Source organism: Nonomuraea sp. NPDC049309, assembly GCF_043196965.1.
GTDB classification, from domain to species: Bacteria; Actinomycetota; Actinomycetes; order Streptosporangiales; family Streptosporangiaceae; genus Nonomuraea; species Nonomuraea fastidiosa.
This window is the reverse complement of record NZ_JBICSH010000008.1, coordinates 41,398-56,969: the sequence shown is the minus strand read 5'-3', so window position 1 is coordinate 56,969 and position 15,572 is coordinate 41,398. Positions and strand designations below refer to the sequence as shown.

15 protein-coding genes are annotated in these 15,572 nt (G+C 71.5%); 8 read left to right on the top strand and 7 right to left on the bottom strand.

Annotated elements, in window-relative coordinates; translation table 11 throughout:
* Positions 1-289 precede the first annotated feature (289 nt).
* Genes ACGFIM_RS36100 through ACGFIM_RS36090 form a run of 3 tightly spaced genes read right to left on the bottom strand, consistent with a single transcriptional unit; the run spans position 290 to position 3,371 of the window.
* Positions 290-1,123, bottom strand: coding sequence for a carbohydrate ABC transporter permease (locus ACGFIM_RS36100; protein WP_393210245.1), 834 nt, complete (start codon positions 1,121-1,123; stop codon positions 290-292).
* Positions 1,120-2,040: a carbohydrate ABC transporter permease gene (locus ACGFIM_RS36095; protein WP_393210242.1), complete on the bottom strand. Its 921-nt coding sequence runs from the start codon at positions 2,038-2,040 to the stop codon at positions 1,120-1,122. Before ACGFIM_RS36095 ends, ACGFIM_RS36100 begins: the two co-directional genes overlap by 4 nt.
* Entirely contained in the window at positions 2,037-3,371 is a 1,335-nt protein-coding gene (locus tag ACGFIM_RS36090) for an extracellular solute-binding protein (RefSeq protein ID WP_393210240.1), read from the bottom strand. Before ACGFIM_RS36090 ends, ACGFIM_RS36095 begins: the two co-directional genes overlap by 4 nt.
* A gap of 293 nt (positions 3,372-3,664) precedes the next feature.
* Here ACGFIM_RS36090 and ACGFIM_RS36085 point away from each other — a divergent pair, with 293 nt between their 5' ends.
* The gene (locus tag ACGFIM_RS36085; protein WP_393210237.1) at positions 3,665-5,161 is read left to right on the top strand and encodes an alpha-N-arabinofuranosidase; all 1,497 of its coding nucleotides are present in this window, start codon (positions 3,665-3,667) and stop codon (positions 5,159-5,161) included.
* Between the two features lie 103 nt (positions 5,162-5,264).
* Here ACGFIM_RS36085 and ACGFIM_RS36080 read toward each other — a convergent pair whose 3' ends face one another.
* Positions 5,265-6,239, bottom strand: a complete 975-nt coding sequence (locus tag ACGFIM_RS36080) for a LacI family DNA-binding transcriptional regulator (protein ID WP_393210745.1) — start codon at positions 6,237-6,239, stop codon at positions 5,265-5,267.
* A 283-nt stretch (positions 6,240-6,522) separates the two neighbouring features.
* On the opposite strand from ACGFIM_RS36080, the gene ACGFIM_RS36075 reads away from it, so the two are divergent.
* Positions 6,523-7,701 carry a glycosyltransferase family 4 protein gene (locus ACGFIM_RS36075; protein ID WP_393210234.1) on the top strand — a complete coding sequence of 393 codons (1,179 nt, stop codon included), beginning with the start codon at positions 6,523-6,525 and terminating at the stop codon, positions 7,699-7,701.
* A 295-nt stretch (positions 7,702-7,996) separates the two neighbouring features.
* On the top strand, positions 7,997-8,905 hold the full coding sequence (locus tag ACGFIM_RS36070) for a D-alanyl-D-alanine carboxypeptidase family protein (RefSeq protein WP_393210231.1): 909 nt from the start codon (positions 7,997-7,999) through the stop codon (positions 8,903-8,905).
* 276 nt (positions 8,906-9,181) lie between these two features.
* Here ACGFIM_RS36070 and ACGFIM_RS36065 read toward each other — a convergent pair whose 3' ends face one another.
* The 3 genes from ACGFIM_RS36065 to ACGFIM_RS36055 form a co-directional block, all read right to left on the bottom strand.
* Positions 9,182-9,811, bottom strand: a complete 630-nt coding sequence (locus ACGFIM_RS36065; protein ID WP_393210228.1) for an alpha-ketoglutarate-dependent dioxygenase AlkB — start codon at positions 9,809-9,811, stop codon at positions 9,182-9,184.
* Between the two features lie 304 nt (positions 9,812-10,115).
* Positions 10,116-10,475, bottom strand: a complete 360-nt coding sequence (locus ACGFIM_RS36060) for a DUF2203 domain-containing protein (protein WP_393210226.1) — start codon at positions 10,473-10,475, stop codon at positions 10,116-10,118.
* 11 nt (positions 10,476-10,486) lie between these two features.
* Positions 10,487-11,158 carry a GntR family transcriptional regulator gene (locus tag ACGFIM_RS36055; protein ID WP_393210223.1) on the bottom strand — a complete coding sequence of 224 codons (672 nt, stop codon included), beginning with the start codon at positions 11,156-11,158 and terminating at the stop codon, positions 10,487-10,489.
* 103 nt (positions 11,159-11,261) lie between these two features.
* Here ACGFIM_RS36055 and ACGFIM_RS36050 point away from each other — a divergent pair, with 103 nt between their 5' ends.
* From ACGFIM_RS36050 to ACGFIM_RS36030, 5 genes are all read left to right on the top strand, one after another.
* Entirely contained in the window at positions 11,262-12,593 is a 1,332-nt protein-coding gene (locus tag ACGFIM_RS36050) for an MFS transporter (protein WP_393210220.1), read from the top strand.
* A 349-nt stretch (positions 12,594-12,942) separates the two neighbouring features.
* Positions 12,943-13,554 (top strand): hypothetical protein, encoded by a 612-nt coding sequence (locus ACGFIM_RS36045; protein WP_393210217.1) that lies wholly within the window; start codon positions 12,943-12,945, stop codon positions 13,552-13,554.
* 71 nt (positions 13,555-13,625) lie between these two features.
* Positions 13,626-14,333, top strand: a complete 708-nt coding sequence (locus tag ACGFIM_RS36040; RefSeq protein WP_393210214.1) for a sirohydrochlorin chelatase — start codon at positions 13,626-13,628, stop codon at positions 14,331-14,333.
* Positions 14,334-14,376: 43 nt separating this feature from the next.
* Positions 14,377-14,925 (top strand): GNAT family N-acetyltransferase, encoded by a 549-nt coding sequence (locus ACGFIM_RS36035; protein WP_393210211.1) that lies wholly within the window; start codon positions 14,377-14,379, stop codon positions 14,923-14,925.
* Positions 14,926-15,047: 122 nt separating this feature from the next.
* The gene (locus tag ACGFIM_RS36030; RefSeq protein WP_393210208.1) at positions 15,048-15,494 is read left to right on the top strand and encodes a hypothetical protein; all 447 of its coding nucleotides are present in this window, start codon (positions 15,048-15,050) and stop codon (positions 15,492-15,494) included.
* Positions 15,495-15,572: the final 78 nt, after the last annotated feature.

The following is a 15,572-nucleotide window of genomic DNA, read 5'->3' as shown; positions in this document are numbered from 1 at the left end:
CCTCGCGCTCAAGGGCCTCCGCGCCTGGCGGTCTCCCCGCCCGGGCACCTGACGGTCCCCGTGGCCGGGCCCCATGCCTGACGGTCCCCGCGTCCGAGAGGGCACCGCGCCTGACGGTCCCCGCGTCCGAGAGGACACCGCCTCCGAGAGGACACCGCCCCCGAGAGGACACCGCCCCCGAGAGGACACCGCGTCCGAGGGTGCGTGGCCGAGGGGGCGCCGGTCGGCGAGGGTGTGTGGCCGAAAGCGGCGTCACCGGTGGAGGTCCCTGCTCGCGGAGGCCGCCGGGTCACTGACCGGCGAGGCCGGTGTGGGCGACGCCGCGGATGATCTGGCGCTGGAAGAGCACGAACACGACCAGCAGCGGCAGCCCGGCCAGCACCACCGAGGCCATGATCTGCGCGTACCGCAGGCCGAAGGTGCCCTGGACGACGTTCGCCAGGCCCACCGGCAGCGTCATCGTGTTCGGGTCGGTGGAGACGAGGAACGGCCAGAGGAAGTTGTTCCAGGTGCTGATGAACGTGAAGATCGACACGGCGGCGAGCACCGGCCGCGACAGCGGCAGCACGATGGTGAAGAACACCCGCCACCGCCCGGCGCCGTCCACGAAGGCCGCCTGTTCCAGCTCCTCCGGCACGTCCTGGAAGAACTTCACCAGGATGTAGACGATGAGCGGCGCGGCCACCTGCGGCAGAATGATCGCCCACCAGGTGTCCACCAGCCCGAAGGCCACCATCTCGGCGAACAGCGGTGCGATGAGCACCTGCGGCGGCACCATGATGCCGGCCAGGATGATCCCGAGCAGCGCCCGCTGCCCCTTGAACCGGGTTCGCGCGAACCCGTAGGCGGCCATCGCCGAGAACAGCACGGTCAGGAACGTCACCACCACCGCGGTGACCGTGGAGTTGATCGCCCACTTGACGATGCCGCCGGTGCCGAGCACCAGCTCGTACGACTCGAAGGTGATCCTGCTGCCGAACCACTCCAGCGGCAGCTTGGTGGTCTCCGACTCCGGCTTGAGCGATGTGGCGACGGCCCAGGCGATCGGGGCGAGCCACAGGACCGCCAGCACCAGCGCCACGACGAGCAGAACGAGCTGGCTGAAGCTGAACCGCCTGGTCATGACACGGCCTCCTCGCGCTTGCGGAACAGCCGGAGCTGCGCCAGGGAGATGATGACGATGATCACGAACAGGATGTACGACACGGCCGAGGCGTAGCCGGTGCGGTAGCCGGTGAAGCCGATGTCGTAGGCGTACTCGATGATGGAGCGGGTGGCGTCCTCGGGGCCGCCGCCGGTCATCAGGTAGATCTGGTCGAAGACCTTCAGCGAGGCCACGAGCTGCAGCACCACGATGAGGGCCGTGGTGCGGCGCAGCAGCGGCAGGGTGATCGAGCGCAGCTTGTCCCAGGCGGAGGCGCCGTCGATCGAGGCGGCCTCGTACAGGTGCTGCGGGATCGACTGCAGGGCGGCGAGGTAGAGCAGGAAGTTGAAGCCGACCGTCCACCACACGGTGGTCAGCACCACCGACCACATGGCCATGGACGGGTCGCCCAGCCAGACGATGTCGGTGCCGAGCGTGCCGTTGATGAGGCCGTACTCGGGCGGGTAGATCATCTGCAGCCACAGGATGGAGACCACGGCGGACGGCAGCAGGAACGGCCCGAAGAACGACAGCCGCCACAGCCACTGCAGGAAGCGCAGGTGGTGCACCAGCAGCGCGAGCGCCAGGCCGAGCAGCACCAGCGGGATGGTGCTGAGCACGGTGAAGACCAGCGTGTTCCACAGCGAGCGCCACATGCGCGGGTCGGCGAACGCCTCGGCGTAGTTGTCGAAGCCGATGAAGTGGTCGTTGGTGCCGGCGACGTTGACGCTGGACAGGCTCATCTTGAAGCCGAGCAGCGTCGGCCAGATGAGGAAGATCGCGTAAATCAGCAGGAACGGGGCCACGAACAGCAGGCCGTGCTCCGTCCAGGCGCGCCGGACCTTCGATTTCACGGCCGCGGCGGCGGGCGCGGAAGGCGCGACGGTGGCGGTCATGAGCGCTCCTCGGCGGGGAAGGGGTTCGGTGCCTTGAGCAGCCGGTCGAGCGCCGCCTTGGCGGCGGCCAGGCCGTCCTCGGGGCTGCGCTCGCCGCTGATGACGGGCGAGAACGCGCCGCCGAACTCGATCCACAGGCGCGAGGCCGACCCGGTGAACCACACCTGCGGGTCCAGCGCGACCTCCGTGATGACCGAGCGGTACTCCGACTGCGGGTGCAGCGCCAGGTAGTCGGGTTCCTGGAGCGCGGGCAGGTAGGCGGGCACGTGCCCGGCGACCGCCCAGTCGGCGCTGTTCTTGACCAGGTAGGCGATGAAGCGGTAGGTGGCCCGTTCGATCTCGGGGTCGCGGTCGCGCTGGTGCGGCAGGACGAACGCGTGGCAGTCGGCCTGCGCAGCGCCGGTGCCGAAGACGTTGGGGAAGCGGGTCATGCTGAACGGTGTGCCGCGCTCCTTCAAGCCGGTGGTCTCCCAGTCGCCGTTCCACAGGAACGCCGCCTCGCCGTTGGTGAACTTGGCGACGGAGGCGCCGTAGTCGGTGCGCGGGTCGCACAGCCCTTCCGTGCCGAGCCGCTGCATCAGCCGCAGCGCGTCGAGCGCCTTGGCGTCGTCGATGGCCACCGCCGTGTTGTCGGGCGTCAGCAGCGCGCCGCCGGCTTGCGAGTAGAGCGTCCACCACACCCGCCAGGGGCCGACGGTGCCCAGGCCGAGCGCGTCCATGGTGAGCGGCGGCTTGCCGCCCATCGCCTCCTTGGCCTTGGTGAGCGCGGCGATCAGCTCGTCCACGCCCGTGGTGGGCCGCAGCTTGCCGTCCTCACCGAGCAGGCCGGCCTTCTCGCAGATCTCGGTGTTGTAGTAGAGCACCATCGGGTGGGCGTCGAGCGGAATGGCGTAGAGGACGCCGCCGAGGTGCGCGCGCTGCCAGATGGGCGGGCTGAAGTCGGAGGCCTGCAGGCCGGCCTCCGCCATCAGGTCCAGGTTGATCGGGTCGAGAATGCGCCCGGCGCCGATGCCGGCCAGCCGGGACAGGTGGAACGTGGCCAGGTCGGGCGAGCGCCCGCCGGCCCCGGCCATGGCGATCTTCGTGTAGTAGGGCTCGCCCCACTGGAGCACGTTCTCCTCGACGAAGATGTCCGGGTTCTCCTTGCCGAACGCCCGGACCATTCCGTTCATCGTGATGCCGTCGCTGGCGCCGAGGAAGTGCCAGTACCTGATGCGGGTCTGGGAGGAGCCGAACCCCACGGGGAGCGCGCATCCCGACGCTGCGGCGGCGACCAGGGCGAGACCGCCGCCTAGGAGGTGCCGGCGGTTGATGTCAGGGGGACCGTGCATTGATGGGCCTCTTCCTTGCACCGGATGGATTTCTCTGACGGTTCTGGGCGGCGAAGAAGGATTCAGGGCAGCCGGGCACGCCTCCCGTGCGGAGGCGGACATGGCGGGCCGTCCGGGTCGCGGAGGCCGCCGCGCGTGTCTCGCGTTTCAGCGGGGTCACCCGAGTGTTAGCGGTAACAAGAGACCTGTCAAGGCCCAGCGGGCAACCGCTTTCCGGCTCTTGACCTGGGACGTTGATAACGCTAACAATCGGGAACCACGTAACGTCACGGAAATATCAGGGAGTCGCCTCCGTGCACCAGGCCACCATCACCCTCGACCCGGCTTTCACGGTCGCCCCCGTACGCCGCCGCACGTTCGGCGCGTTCGTGGAGCACCTGGGACGGTGCGTCTACACCGGCATCTACGAGCCGGACCATCCAACGGCCGACGACGACGGCTTCCGGCGTGACGTCCTGGATCTGACCAGGGAGCTGGGCGTGTCCACCGTCCGCTACCCCGGCGGAAACTTCGTCTCCGGCTACCGCTGGGAGGACGGCATCGGCCCCAAGGAGCAGCGGCCGCGCCGGCTCGACCTGGCCTGGCACAGCACGGAGACCAACGAGGTGGGCGTGGACGAGTTCGTCCGCTGGTGCCGTAAGGCCGGCGTGGAGCCCATGATGGCGCTCAACCTCGGCACGCGCGGCATCGCCGAGGCGCTCGACCTGCTCGAATACTGCAACCACCCGTCCGGTACGGCCCTGTCGGACCTGCGCGTCGCCAACGGCGCCAAGGAGCCGCACGGCATCAGGATGTGGTGCCTGGGCAACGAGATGGACGGCCCCTGGCAGACCGGCCACAAGACCGCCCGCGAGTACGGCCGGCTGGCCGCCGAGACCGCCCGCGCGATGCGCATGGTGGACCCGGCGCTCGAACTGGTGGCGTGCGGCTCGTCCAGCTCCAGCATGCCCACCTTCGGCGCGTGGGAGGCGGAGGTGCTGGAGGAGACGTACGAGCTGGTCGACTTCATCTCCTGCCACGCCTACTACGAGGAGCACGACGGCGACCTCGGCAGCTTCCTCGCCAGCGACACCGACATGCAGTACTTCATCTCGTCGGTCGTGGCCACCGCCGACCACGTCGGGGCGCGGCTGAAGTCGCGCAAGCGGATCGACATCTCCTTCGACGAGTGGAACGTCTGGTACCAGTCGCGCTTCAAGGACGCCGGCGCCCCCGAGGACTGGCCGGTCGCCCCGCGGCTGCTGGAGGACCACTACCACCTGGCCGACGCGGTGACGTTCGGCGGGCTGCTCATCACGCTGCTGCGCAACAGCGACCGCGTGACGGCGGCGTCGCTGGCCCAGCTCGTCAACGTGATCGCGCCCATCATGACCGAGCCGGGCGGGCGGGCCTGGCGGCAGACCACGTTCCACCCGTTCGCGCAGACCTCCCGGTACGCCTCGGGCGACGTGCTCAGGGTCGAGCCGGTCTCCCCCCTGTACGAGACGAAGGCGTACGGCGAGGTGCCGCTGGTGCACGCGGTGGCCACGCACGGTGAGGACGGCACGACGATCTTCGCCGTGAACCGGTCGATGGACGGGCCGCTGTCGCTGGAGATCGACGCGCGGGCGCTGGGCGCGGTGCGGGTGGCCGAGGCGACCACGATGACCGACCCCGACGTCTACGCCCGCAACACCGCCGACGAGCCCGACCGGGTGGCGCCCAGGCCGAACCCGGACGTCGAGCACGAGCCGCTGCGCGTGCTGCTGCCCCCGGTCTCCTGGAACGTCATCCGCCTGACGACCCCCTGAGCCGTCCCGCCCGGCGACCTCCTCCGGCCGCGCCGCCCCGCACCCGGCGGGGCGCCGGCCCGGCAGGGCGCTCCCCCGGCCCCGCGCAGGCGGGTGCCGGGGCTCAGGCGCGGGCGGTGCTGTCGCGGACGACGAGCTCCGGCTCGATCAGGCGGCGGCTCTCGGGCTCCGCGCCCGCCATGCGGTCGAGCAGCATGTGGAAGGCGTGCCTGCCGACCTCGCGGAAGTCCTGGCGGACGGTGGTCAGCGGCGGCCAGAAGTACGCGGCCTCGGGGATGTCGTCGAAGCCCGCCACGCTGACGTCCTCGGGGACCTGTTTGCCCGCCTCGCGCAGCGCCCGCAGCACGCCGAGCGCCATCTGGTCGTTGGCCACGAACACCGCCGTGACGTCGCGCTCTTCGGCCAGGCGGCGGCCGAGCCGGTAGCCGGAGCGCGCGCTCCAGTCGCCGCGCAGCACATCGGGCACCGGCCGTCCCGCCGACTCCAGCACGCCGCGCCAGCCGTCGATGCGGCCGTTGGCGTCGAGCCAGTCGGCCGGGCCCGCGACGTGCCACACGGTGTGGTGCCCGAGGTCGAGCAGGTGGCGGGTGACACGGGCGGCTCCGGCGGCCTGGTCGACCTTCGCCACCGGGACGGGGATGTCATCGGCCGCGTCGACCGCGACCACCGGCATCTCGGGAGGCAGGTGACGCAGCCCGTCGGCGGCCGACTCGTGCGGCGCGACGATGATCACGCCGTCGACCCCCTGGGTGCGCAGCCGCTGCACGCCCTCCTCCATGGAGGTGCGGTTGAGCGAGCTGAGGCTGGCGATGCTGACGGTGTAGCCGGCGTTCCTGGCGGCCTGCTCGATGCAGTAGAGCGTCGTGGCCGGGCCGTAGAGCGTGGTGTCGATGCTGACCACGCCGAGCACGCCGGACCGCCCGGTGACGAGCTGGCGCGCCGCCTGGTTGGGGCGGTAGTCCAGCTCGCGCACGGCGGCCAGGACACGGGCCCTGGTCTCGGCGCGCACGCGATCAGGCGTGTTGAGCACCCGCGAGACGGTCATGGTGGAGACACCGGCCAGCATGGCGACGTCCATGAGCACCGCAGGCCGGCCGGGCTTGCTTTTCACCGCGGCTCACCCCCTCAGCGATAACGCTAACAGGCCGGGCGCGCGAGTGCGCGATCTTAGCGGTCATGTCAAGGACGCGGTCAACTCCCTCGGCCGTCGCGGGCCGGGCGTTCTCAGCCAACTACCAGGAACGGACAGTAACCTTCGTCCGCATGAACGTGCCGATGACGATGGACAACGCGCTGGTCACGGCCTTGAGACGAGGCGCGCCCCGGCGCCTTCGCCCCGCCCCCGCACGGAGGTGCGGCCGGTGAGGATCCGCTACCTCATGCTCGACGCGTACGGCGTGGGCGGCACCGTCAAAACGGTGGTCAACCAGGCGAACGCGATGGCCGCCGCCGGGCACGACGTCGAGCTGGTCAGCCTGGTGCGCCGCCGCGACCGCCTGCACTTCGCCGTCGATCCCCGCATCACCGTCACCACGCTGGTCGACCAGCGCGCCGGGCGGCGGCCCGACTCGCTGGCCCGCCGGGCGTGGCGGCGGGTGCGCGGCAAGATGGTGCCGCGCGGCGAGTTCGCGGCCGGGTACTTCACCGAGCGGGTGGAGTGGGCCGCGATGGAGTACTGCTCGGGGCTGCGGGACGGCGTCCTGGTCACCAGCCGGCCCGCGCTCAGCCTGATCGCCGCCCGCCGCGCGCGCAAGCCGGTGATCAAGGTGGCCCAGGAGCACATGAACCTGTCGGCGTACCCCGAGACGATCCGCAGGGAGATCGCCCGCCACTACGGCGCGCTCGACGCGGTCACGGTGCTGACGCGCGCCAACATGCACGAGTACCAGCGGCTGCTGCCGGGCACCCCGATCGTGCGCATCCCCAACGCCGTGGCCAAGGCCGACCGCAGGCCGTCCCGGCACACCGAACCGGTCGTGATCGCGTCCGGGCGGCTGGTGCCGCAGAAGGGGTTCGACCTGCTGATCAAGGCGTTCGCGCGGGTCGCGGCCGAGCATCCGCAGTGGCGGCTGCGCGTCTTCGGTACCGGTCCCCGCCGGGGCGAGCTGGCGGGCCTCGTCGAGCAGTACGGGCTCGGCGAGCGCGTGTCGCTGCCCGGCCCCGCCGCGCGCATCCACCAGGAGCTGGCCGGGGCCTCCCTGTACGCGCTCAGCTCCCGCTATGAGGGGCTGCCCATGATGATGATCGAGGCGATGACGCACGCGCTGCCGGTCGTCGCCTTCGACTGCCCGACCGGGCCCGGCGATGTGCTGACCGACGGCGTGGACGGCCTGCTGGTGCCGCCGGAGGACGTCGACGCGTTCGCCGCCGCGCTGAGCCGGCTGATCGGCGACCGCGAGCTGCGGGTGCGGATGGGCAAGGAGGCGCAGGAGACGTCGCGGGCGTACGCGGCCGAGCACGTGATGCCGCTGTGGGAGGACCTGTTCTCGGAGCTGGCCGCGGGCGAGTGCGTCTCGGACACGTTCTGGCCGTCCCGCTGACCGGCCGCCCCGGCGGCCCGGACGGCTCCCCTGACCGCTCGACCGGCTCCCCACGCCGCCCGACCAGACCCGCCCACCGGCCCGTAGCGGCTCGGCCGGTCTCGCCCGCGGCCCGGCCCGGCTCCCCGACCGGACCCCCGCGATCTCTCTCCGGCCGCCGGGAGGGCTTCCCACGGCTTCCCCCAAAAGATTTACCATTCCGTTTCCCCGGAAATATCGGGGTTTCCGGATGGGAGCGCGCAAAAAAGGGTTTATTTCGGCAAAAGCAGGTCCAAGAAAGCGGCACTCTGTCCGCATGCGTGACCGGAAAGCTTTTCTGACCGCCACGGCAGGCGCACTTGCCCTGGTCACGGGGCTCACGGCGCCCGCCGAGGCCACCACCGCGACCTCGGACACGGCCGCCGCCGGGGTCTCCTCCCGGACGGCTTCCGCCCTTCACCGGGACGCCCCCGCCGTTTACGGCAGGGCCGCGTACCTGATGGACGCGAGCTCCGGAGACGTGCTGCTCGACAAGGCCGGCGGCAAGCGCATGCCGATCGCCAGCCTCACCAAGACCATGACCGCCTACGTCGTGCTGAAGAGCGCCAAGCCCACCGACGTGGTGCGGATCACGGCCGCCGACGTCGAGTACGCGGAGGCCGGCGGCGGCACCACCGCCGACCTGCGGCCCGGCGACCGCCTCACGGTCGGCGAGCTGCTGTACGGCCTGATGCTGCCCTCCGGGGCCGACGCCGCGCACGCGCTGGCCCGCACGTACGGGCCGGGCGTCAAGGGCTTCGTCGCCAAGATGAACGCCACCGCCCGCGAGCTGGGCATGAAGGACACCGAGTACGTCAACGCCGACGGCCTGCCCACCCCCAGGGGCGACGGCTACTCCACCGCCAGGGACCAGGCCGTGCTGGCCGCCGCCGCGCTGAAGGTGCCGCTCATCCGCAAGGTCGCCGGGACCCGCAGGCACTACCTCGACGGCAACGATCAGCACCGCTCGTACCTGTGGCGCAACACCAACCGCCTCATCGAGAACACCGACGCGATCGGCCTGAAGACGGGCTTCACCCGGGCGGCGGGCTACTGCCTGGCGTTCGCGACCGAGCGCGGGGGGCGGCTGCTGGTCGGCGTGCTGCTCGACGAGTCGAGCTCCAGCCGCCGCTTCAGCACCGCCGAGAACCTGCTCGACTGGGGCGCCGCCCAGCAACGCGCCTGACCCGTTCTCGAAGCCCGAAGAGAGCTCAGCCGGCGCAGAGCCACCCGCTCCGCCCACGCCCCTGGTCCCCTGCGGTCGCCGTCCTTCAGCGGGGGGATCGCGGGGGCCGCAGGCTCCTGCAGGGTGACCGGATCAGCGAACCGGGACTCCGAACCATCCCCCCGGAGGGCCCGCGCCCTCGCGGACCGGAGGCCCGTCCGGCCGCCGACCGGCCACGCGGAGGCCTCCGCATCGCCCGCCCACGAAAGGACCGCACGCCACGCAGGACCTCAAGGGTCAGCGGACGCCTCTCGGGCGGAACTGGATGCTGATGCGCGGCCCGGCGGGCCGGCTGGTCTTGGGGATGGCGTGCTCCCACGTCCGCTGGCAGCTTCCACCCATCACGATGAGGTCGCCGTGACCGAGGTCGTGGCGGATGGAGGGGCCGCCGCCGCGCGGGCGGAGCATGAGCGAGCGCGGGTCGCCGACCGAGAGGATCGCGACCATCGTGTCCTCGGTGCCGCCCCGGCCGATCGTGTCGCCGTGCCAGGCCACGCTGTCGCGGCCGTCGCGGTAGAAGCAGAGCCCGGCGGTGCGGAACGGCTCGCCCAGCTCCTCGCCGTAGTAGGCGTCGAGCGCGCGCCGGGCGTCGTCGAGCACCGGGTCGGGCAGGGTCTCGCCCTCGCCGTAGAACGCGAGCAGGCGCGGCACGTCGACGACGCGGTCGTACATGCGCCGCCGCTCGGCCTGCCAGGGCACCTGCTCGGCCAGCCGCTCGAACAGCGTGTCGGCGCCGCTCAGCCAGCCCGGCCGCAGGTCGATCCAGGCGCCGTGGCCGAGGTGGGTGCGGCGGACGGTGCCCGCCAGCGGCCCGAGCCCGAGTTCCTCACCGAAGGAGAGCAGAGATGCTTGGAACGCGGCTGTCATGAAGCCGAGTCTACGTCATTCTTCAAACATCTTTTCGATTGACGTCGCGGGCCGCTCCTGGACGTCAGGTCGATCGGCGTTGAAGATCGAACAGAGTGGCGGGCCGATCGGTGCCATAGGCCGATCGAGGCGGCGCACCGGCCGGGACGGCGGGCCGGCCGGAGCGACCCGGCGACCGGGACCGCGCACCGATCAGAGCGGCGCGCCGGCCGGAGTGCGCGCGCCGGCCGGGACGGCGGACAGGTCGGGGCGGCGGGCCGATCCGGGAGGCGGGCCGATGAGTGCGGATGAGGGTCCGCGCGGGTCACAGGGGGCGGCGGCCGGCGAAGCCGAGCTCCGTGCGGTGGTACCAGCCGAGCCGGCGCTCCCCTTCGATCCAGCACAGCCGTACGGACACGCCGTCGAGCACGGCCGGGAAGTCGATGAGCACGGGCGCGATGCCCTTGACCTCGATGCCCTGCCTGCTCCACTCGGTGATGATCTCGTCGATGCGCGCCTGGAGCCCTTTCAGCTCGGGCAGGCCGCCCAGCTCGGACCGGACGCCGGTGCGGCGGGCGAAGTCGATCTCGGCCATGTCGGCGCGAGCGGCGATCACTTCGGCGGCGTCCTTCATGACGCCGGGCAGCAGCAAGCGGGCCTCGTCCACGGTGAAGAGCCGGTCCATGGCCGACAACGTTACCGAGTGGGCTCGTAGGCGTGGATCAGCAGGCGTTCGGCATGGTCGAGGTAGTCGTCGAGATAGGCGGCGGCCTCGTCGGGCTTGCCCGCCTCAATGAGCTCGAGCAGAGCGTGGTTGCGCTCGATGAACGGCTCGTGGAAGGCGCGCGGGTTCTCCATGACGTGGAAGACGAGGCGCAGCTCGGCGAAGAGCTGGCGCATCGCCTCGTCGATCCTGGGGCTCTCGTTGAGCGAGACCAGCGCCTGGTGGAAGCGGATGTTGGCGGTGCCGACGCCCTGCCAGTCGTCCTCGGCGGCGGCGCGCTCGGCGTCCTGCAGGGCCTCCTTGATCAGGGCCAGCGCGCGGTCGGACGGCGGGCGGCGCACGGCGGCGCCTTCGAGCACGCGGCGCACGCGGTAGAGGTCGGAGACGTCTTCGGCGGACGGCAGGCGGACGAACACGCCCCTGTTGAGCCGGTGCTCCAGCAGCCGCTCGTGACCGAGCAGCCGGAACGCCTCGCGCAGCGTGTTGCGCGAAACGCCGAGCGCCTCGGAGATCGACTCCTCCGACAGCCGCTGGCCGGGCTGAAAGAAGCCCTCGCTGATGCGGTCACGCAGGATGTCGGCCACCCGCTCGGCCGTGCTGCTGCGCCCCAGGCGGGGCCGGTCCTGAGAGAGGTCAGCGACCACGTTATCCACATTTAACAGATAATCATGGAGCAAACCTCTTGTCGAATTGTTGAACGATCCTTACGTTGAAGACTATCCCCCACCCGATTCAAGGAGCGATCCGATGTCAGGCTCCACGCAACAGACCCGGCGGGTGATCCTCGCCAGCCTGATCGGCACGTCGCTGGAGTGGTACGACTTCTTCCTGTACACCACTGCGGCGACCCTGGTCTTCCCCAAGCTGTTCTTCCCGTCGCTCGATTCGTTCACGGCCCTCCTGGTCTCGCTGCTCACCAACGCGGTGGCGTTCGTCGCCAGGCCGCTCGGCGGGGTGGTGTTCGGCCACTTCGGCGACCGGGTCGGCCGCAAGACGGTGCTGGTGGTGACGCTCCTCATGATGGGCGTCTCGACGTTCCTCATCGGCGTGCTGCCCGGCCACGCCGCCATCGGCGCGCTGGCGCCGATCCTGCTCGCGCTGCTGCGGTTCGTGCAGGGGCTGGGGCTCGGCGGCGAGTGGGGCGGCGCGATCATCATGTCGCTGGAGCACGGCGACGGCCGCCGCCGCGGCTTCAACGCGAGCTGGCCGCAGGTCGGCGTGCCCGCCGGTTACGTGCTGGCCACCGGCCTGCTGACGATCATGTCGTTCACGATGTCGGACGCGGCGTTCCTGTCGTGGGGGTGGCGGGTGCCGTTCCTGCTGTCGGGCCTGCTGGTCTTCGTCGGCCTGTGGGTCCGGCTGAAGATCACCGAGTCACCGCTGTTCGCCGAGGTCGAGCAGCGGGGCGCGAAGGCCAAGATGCCGCTGCTCGAGGTGCTCAAGACGCACCCGAGGGCACTGCTGTCGGCCTTCACCGCACGGATCGGGGTGGACGTCGCGTTCTACACGTTCACCGCGTACATCGTCGTCTACATCACCGAAAACCTGGATCTGCCGCGCTCGTACGCACTGAACGCCGTGCTCATCGGCTCGGCGCTGCAGCTCGTGCTGATCCCGCTGGCCGGCGCCCTGTCCGACCGGTACGGCCGCCGCCCGGTCTACCTGGCCGGTGTGGCAAGCGCGGCGGTGTGGGTGTTCGCCTTCTTCCCGCTGCTCGACACCGGCTCGTTCCCGGTGATCGCGCTGGCCGCCGTGGTGGCGCTGGTGACCCACGCCGCGATGTACGGCCCGCAGGCCGCGTTCATCGCCGAGCTGTTCAGCACGCGCCTGCGCTACAGCGGCGCCTCCATGGGCTACCAGGTGGCGGGCATCGCGGGCGGCGCGCTCGCCCCGGTCATCGCCCTGAAGCTGTACGAGTCGTTCCAGTCCACGATCGCGGTCTCCGTGTACGTGGTCGTCGCCCTGGCCGTGACCGCCGTCGGCCTGGCCATCGCGCCCGAGACTCGCGACATCGACCTGGCCGCCATGCCCGAGGACGAGGGAGTGGGCAAGGCCCGGGCGGTGGGGCCGTTCGCCTGACGGCCCGGCGGGGCGGGTACGGACGACGGCGCGGGTACGTACGACGCAGAAGACCACGAAGCACGACGAGCAGCACCACGGAGCACCATCGCAGGAAATGCCGCGGAAACAGCGGGCGGCGGCTGCCGACGCCGCCCGCGGAAGGGGCCTCATGAGAACCGCCCTTGCCGTCATCGCGGCGATCATCGCGTGACCGCTGCTCGTCGGGGCCGTGATGGGCTACAGGAACACCGACGGCGGAGAGGTGGCCGTCGTCCGCGACGGAGGCCCCTCGATGACGACCGGGTCCGCCAGGTCATCGACCCCGGGTCGGGGCTGATTCCGCCGTCTTCGGCCAGGCCGTGCGCCCGTGATCGACAACGCGCCGCGCAGCCAGATCGGCTCCCTGCGCCGCGCCGAGCCGGTGCCCTCCTGCGGGCTGCCGGAGAGCACCACGCTCAAGCCGCAGGACGGCAACGCCGCCATCGCGCGGGTGCAGAACGCGGTCAACGCCTCGCTGGCCGACGTTCCCGCCCGACACGCTGGGCGGGAACGTCGTCGCGGCGGTCGCGTACGCGATGTGGACCGCGGCCCGTCCGACACGCTGAGCGGGAACTTCTTCATGGACGTCCGCTTCACGCCGGCGCGGATCACGCTGCCCGGCGAGGTGCAGGAGGCGGTGAACAAGCCGCTCGCGGCCATGGTGGCCGTCTCCGAGGCGCAGGCCGAAGTGGCTCAGGCCGAGGCGGAGGCGAAGGCGAACAAGGCGCGCCAGGACGGCTACGACACGTGCCCGTCGTGCGCCGAGATCGAGAAGCCGAAGGCGCTGCCGCAGGGCATCACCGTCTACGCCCCGGCAACCCGCAGTCGGTCGTCAGACCGTCCCGCTGCGTGCGCTCCGGGCCACGATCGCGCCCATGTCAACGGGGTTGTGACCGTATCGCCATCGATTCACCGAACAACCGTTTCGGAATGCGCATAAACTGCCCGCCTGTGAGCCTGCCTGTACGAGAACGTTCCCGCCGGCCGGGCGGCGGTCGTCACCGCCGTCCCGTGCCTACGTCCTTGCCGCCCGACGCCCCCGTGCTCGTGCTCGCCACCCCGGGCCCGACGGAAGGCGTGGCCGAGGAGATCGCGGCCGTGGTACGCGTCGACAACCCCCAGATCGAGGTGCTCCTGACGAGCGTGAGCGACCTGGCAGACTCCCTGCCCTCCGGCCGCGACGCCGTCATCGTACCGCTGCTCACCTGGGACGATCCGGTCGTGCTCGCGGAGATCGGCAAGGCCGTCGCCGCCGCCGGATCCGGCGCCGCCGTCACCCCCGCGCTCGGCCCGCACCCGCTGCTCGCCGAGGCCCTGCACATCCGGCTCGCCGAGCGCGGCCTCGCCAGGGCCGACCGGGTGCGCCTGCTCAACGTCTCCAGCCCGGTCGACGCCGTGATCCTCGGCACCGTGGGCGGAGACCGCGCCGTGCACGCCGTGCAGGCGACCGCGGTGCTGCTCGCGTCCAGGCTCACGCTGCCGGTGGTCGCCGCGGCGCTGGACGCCGAGCCCGGCGTGGCGGTCGCGGCCCAGCGGCTGCGTGCCGCGGGCGCGGAGCGGCTGGCCATCGCGCCCTGCATGATCGGGCACGAGGCGCCGCGCTCGCTGGTCGAGCAGGCCGCGGCGGCGATCAACGCCGGTCACGCCGAGCCGCTCGGCTCGCACAGCGCCGTCGCAGAGCTTGTCGCCAGGGCTTACGGTAGTCAACTCGCCTCTTGACAGGGGCTTGTGAAGATCACGGGAGTCGCGTTACCGTCGGCGCATGCGCCGCGTGGTCTGCGAAGGCGAACGCGTCTGCCTCCGTGACGTCACGGAGGCGGACGTCGCCGCTCTCCACGGCGTCTACGGCGACCCCGCCGCCACCCGGCACATGCCCTTCGGGCCGCTCTCCCTCCAGGAGGTGGCCGGCCTCGTCGACGAGGCCGTGAAGGCCGCCGCGGCCGAGCCGCGCCTGCTCTACCTGCTGGCCGTGCTCGACGCCCGGCGCCGCGACGTGGTCGGGGTGGCGCGGCTGCGCATCGAGGCCGAGCTGCCGCACAGCGCCGAGATCGGCTTCGGCCTCCACCCCGAGCAGTGGGGGCGCGGCATCGGCACCGACCTCGTACGCCTGCTGCTGTCGTTCGGGTTCAAGCGGCTCGGCCTGCACCGCATCTGGGGCGCACGCTCGCCCGCCAACCTGCCCGCCCAGCTCGCCATGCTCACCGCCGGCATGGTCGAGGAGGGCCGCATCCGCCACCACCTGCACACGCCGGACGGCTGGCGCGACTCCATCGTGCACTCCGCGCTCGAAGACGAGTGGGTCGAGCGCTGACCCGAGCGCCGGCCCCATTCCCTCCGCTTGGCAGCCGCCAGGTCAAGCTCGCGCGGAGTTGCGGACGCTGAGATCGTCGGTCGGGCATCCTACGATGAGGCACCTCACGGAGGGATAGTCACATGCTCGACGCGCTGATCGTGCCCCTGTTCGTCACCACGGACCTGCCGCCCGGGGCGGATCTGGCCGAGTTCGGCGAGCTGCTCGCCGAGACCGCGCGCACGCTCGGCGACGGCTATCCCGCTTTTCTTGCGGGCAACGTGTTCTGGCTCGACCGTCCCGTGCTGCCGGGCCAGCGGCCTGCCGCCGAGACCGAGCTGCGCTTCGCCGGGATGCTCGGCTATCTCGCCGCCTCCGGCTCCGGTCAGGGGTCGCGCGAGGTGGTGTCCGACGCGCGGCGGGCGATCGGCGCCGCCGTCACCGCGCGGTACGGCGACGTGGGCGTGCCGCCCGCCGTGTTCGCGATCCGCGACCAGGACGTCCGCGAGCGCACCCCGGAGACCGCCATCTACGTCGACACCCGCGACGGGGCGGTCGAACTGGCCGGCGCCACCCGCTCCTACCTCTAGCCCGGCGTCCCCTCCAGCCCGGCGTCGCCCGCATGGGCCGCGCGGCCTCGGACACCACGCGCCCGATCACGTGGCCGT

What these genes read in the sequence shown, in the direction of transcription:
- ACGFIM_RS36100 (WP_393210245.1), bottom strand. Translation starts at nt 1,123, where the DNA reads ATGACCAGGCGGTTCAGCTTCAGCCAGCTCGTTCTGCTCGTCGTGGCG.
- ACGFIM_RS36095 (WP_393210242.1), bottom strand. Translation starts at nt 2,040, where the DNA reads ATGACCGCCACCGTCGCGCCTTCCGCGCCCGCCGCCGCGGCCGTGAAA.
- ACGFIM_RS36090 (WP_393210240.1), bottom strand. Translation starts at nt 3,371, where the DNA reads ATGCACGGTCCCCCTGACATCAACCGCCGGCACCTCCTAGGCGGCGGT.
- ACGFIM_RS36080 (WP_393210745.1), bottom strand. Translation starts at nt 6,239, where the DNA reads ATGGACGTCGCCATGCTGGCCGGTGTCTCCACCATGACCGTCTCGCGG.
- ACGFIM_RS36070 (WP_393210231.1), top strand. Translation starts at nt 7,997, where the DNA reads ATGCGTGACCGGAAAGCTTTTCTGACCGCCACGGCAGGCGCACTTGCC.
- ACGFIM_RS36065 (WP_393210228.1), bottom strand. Translation starts at nt 9,811, where the DNA reads ATGACAGCCGCGTTCCAAGCATCTCTGCTCTCCTTCGGTGAGGAACTC.
- ACGFIM_RS36060 (WP_393210226.1), bottom strand. Translation starts at nt 10,475, where the DNA reads ATGGACCGGCTCTTCACCGTGGACGAGGCCCGCTTGCTGCTGCCCGGC.
- ACGFIM_RS36050 (WP_393210220.1), top strand. Translation starts at nt 11,262, where the DNA reads ATGTCAGGCTCCACGCAACAGACCCGGCGGGTGATCCTCGCCAGCCTG.
- ACGFIM_RS36035 (WP_393210211.1), top strand. Translation starts at nt 14,377, where the DNA reads ATGCGCCGCGTGGTCTGCGAAGGCGAACGCGTCTGCCTCCGTGACGTC.
- ACGFIM_RS36030 (WP_393210208.1), top strand. Translation starts at nt 15,048, where the DNA reads ATGCTCGACGCGCTGATCGTGCCCCTGTTCGTCACCACGGACCTGCCG.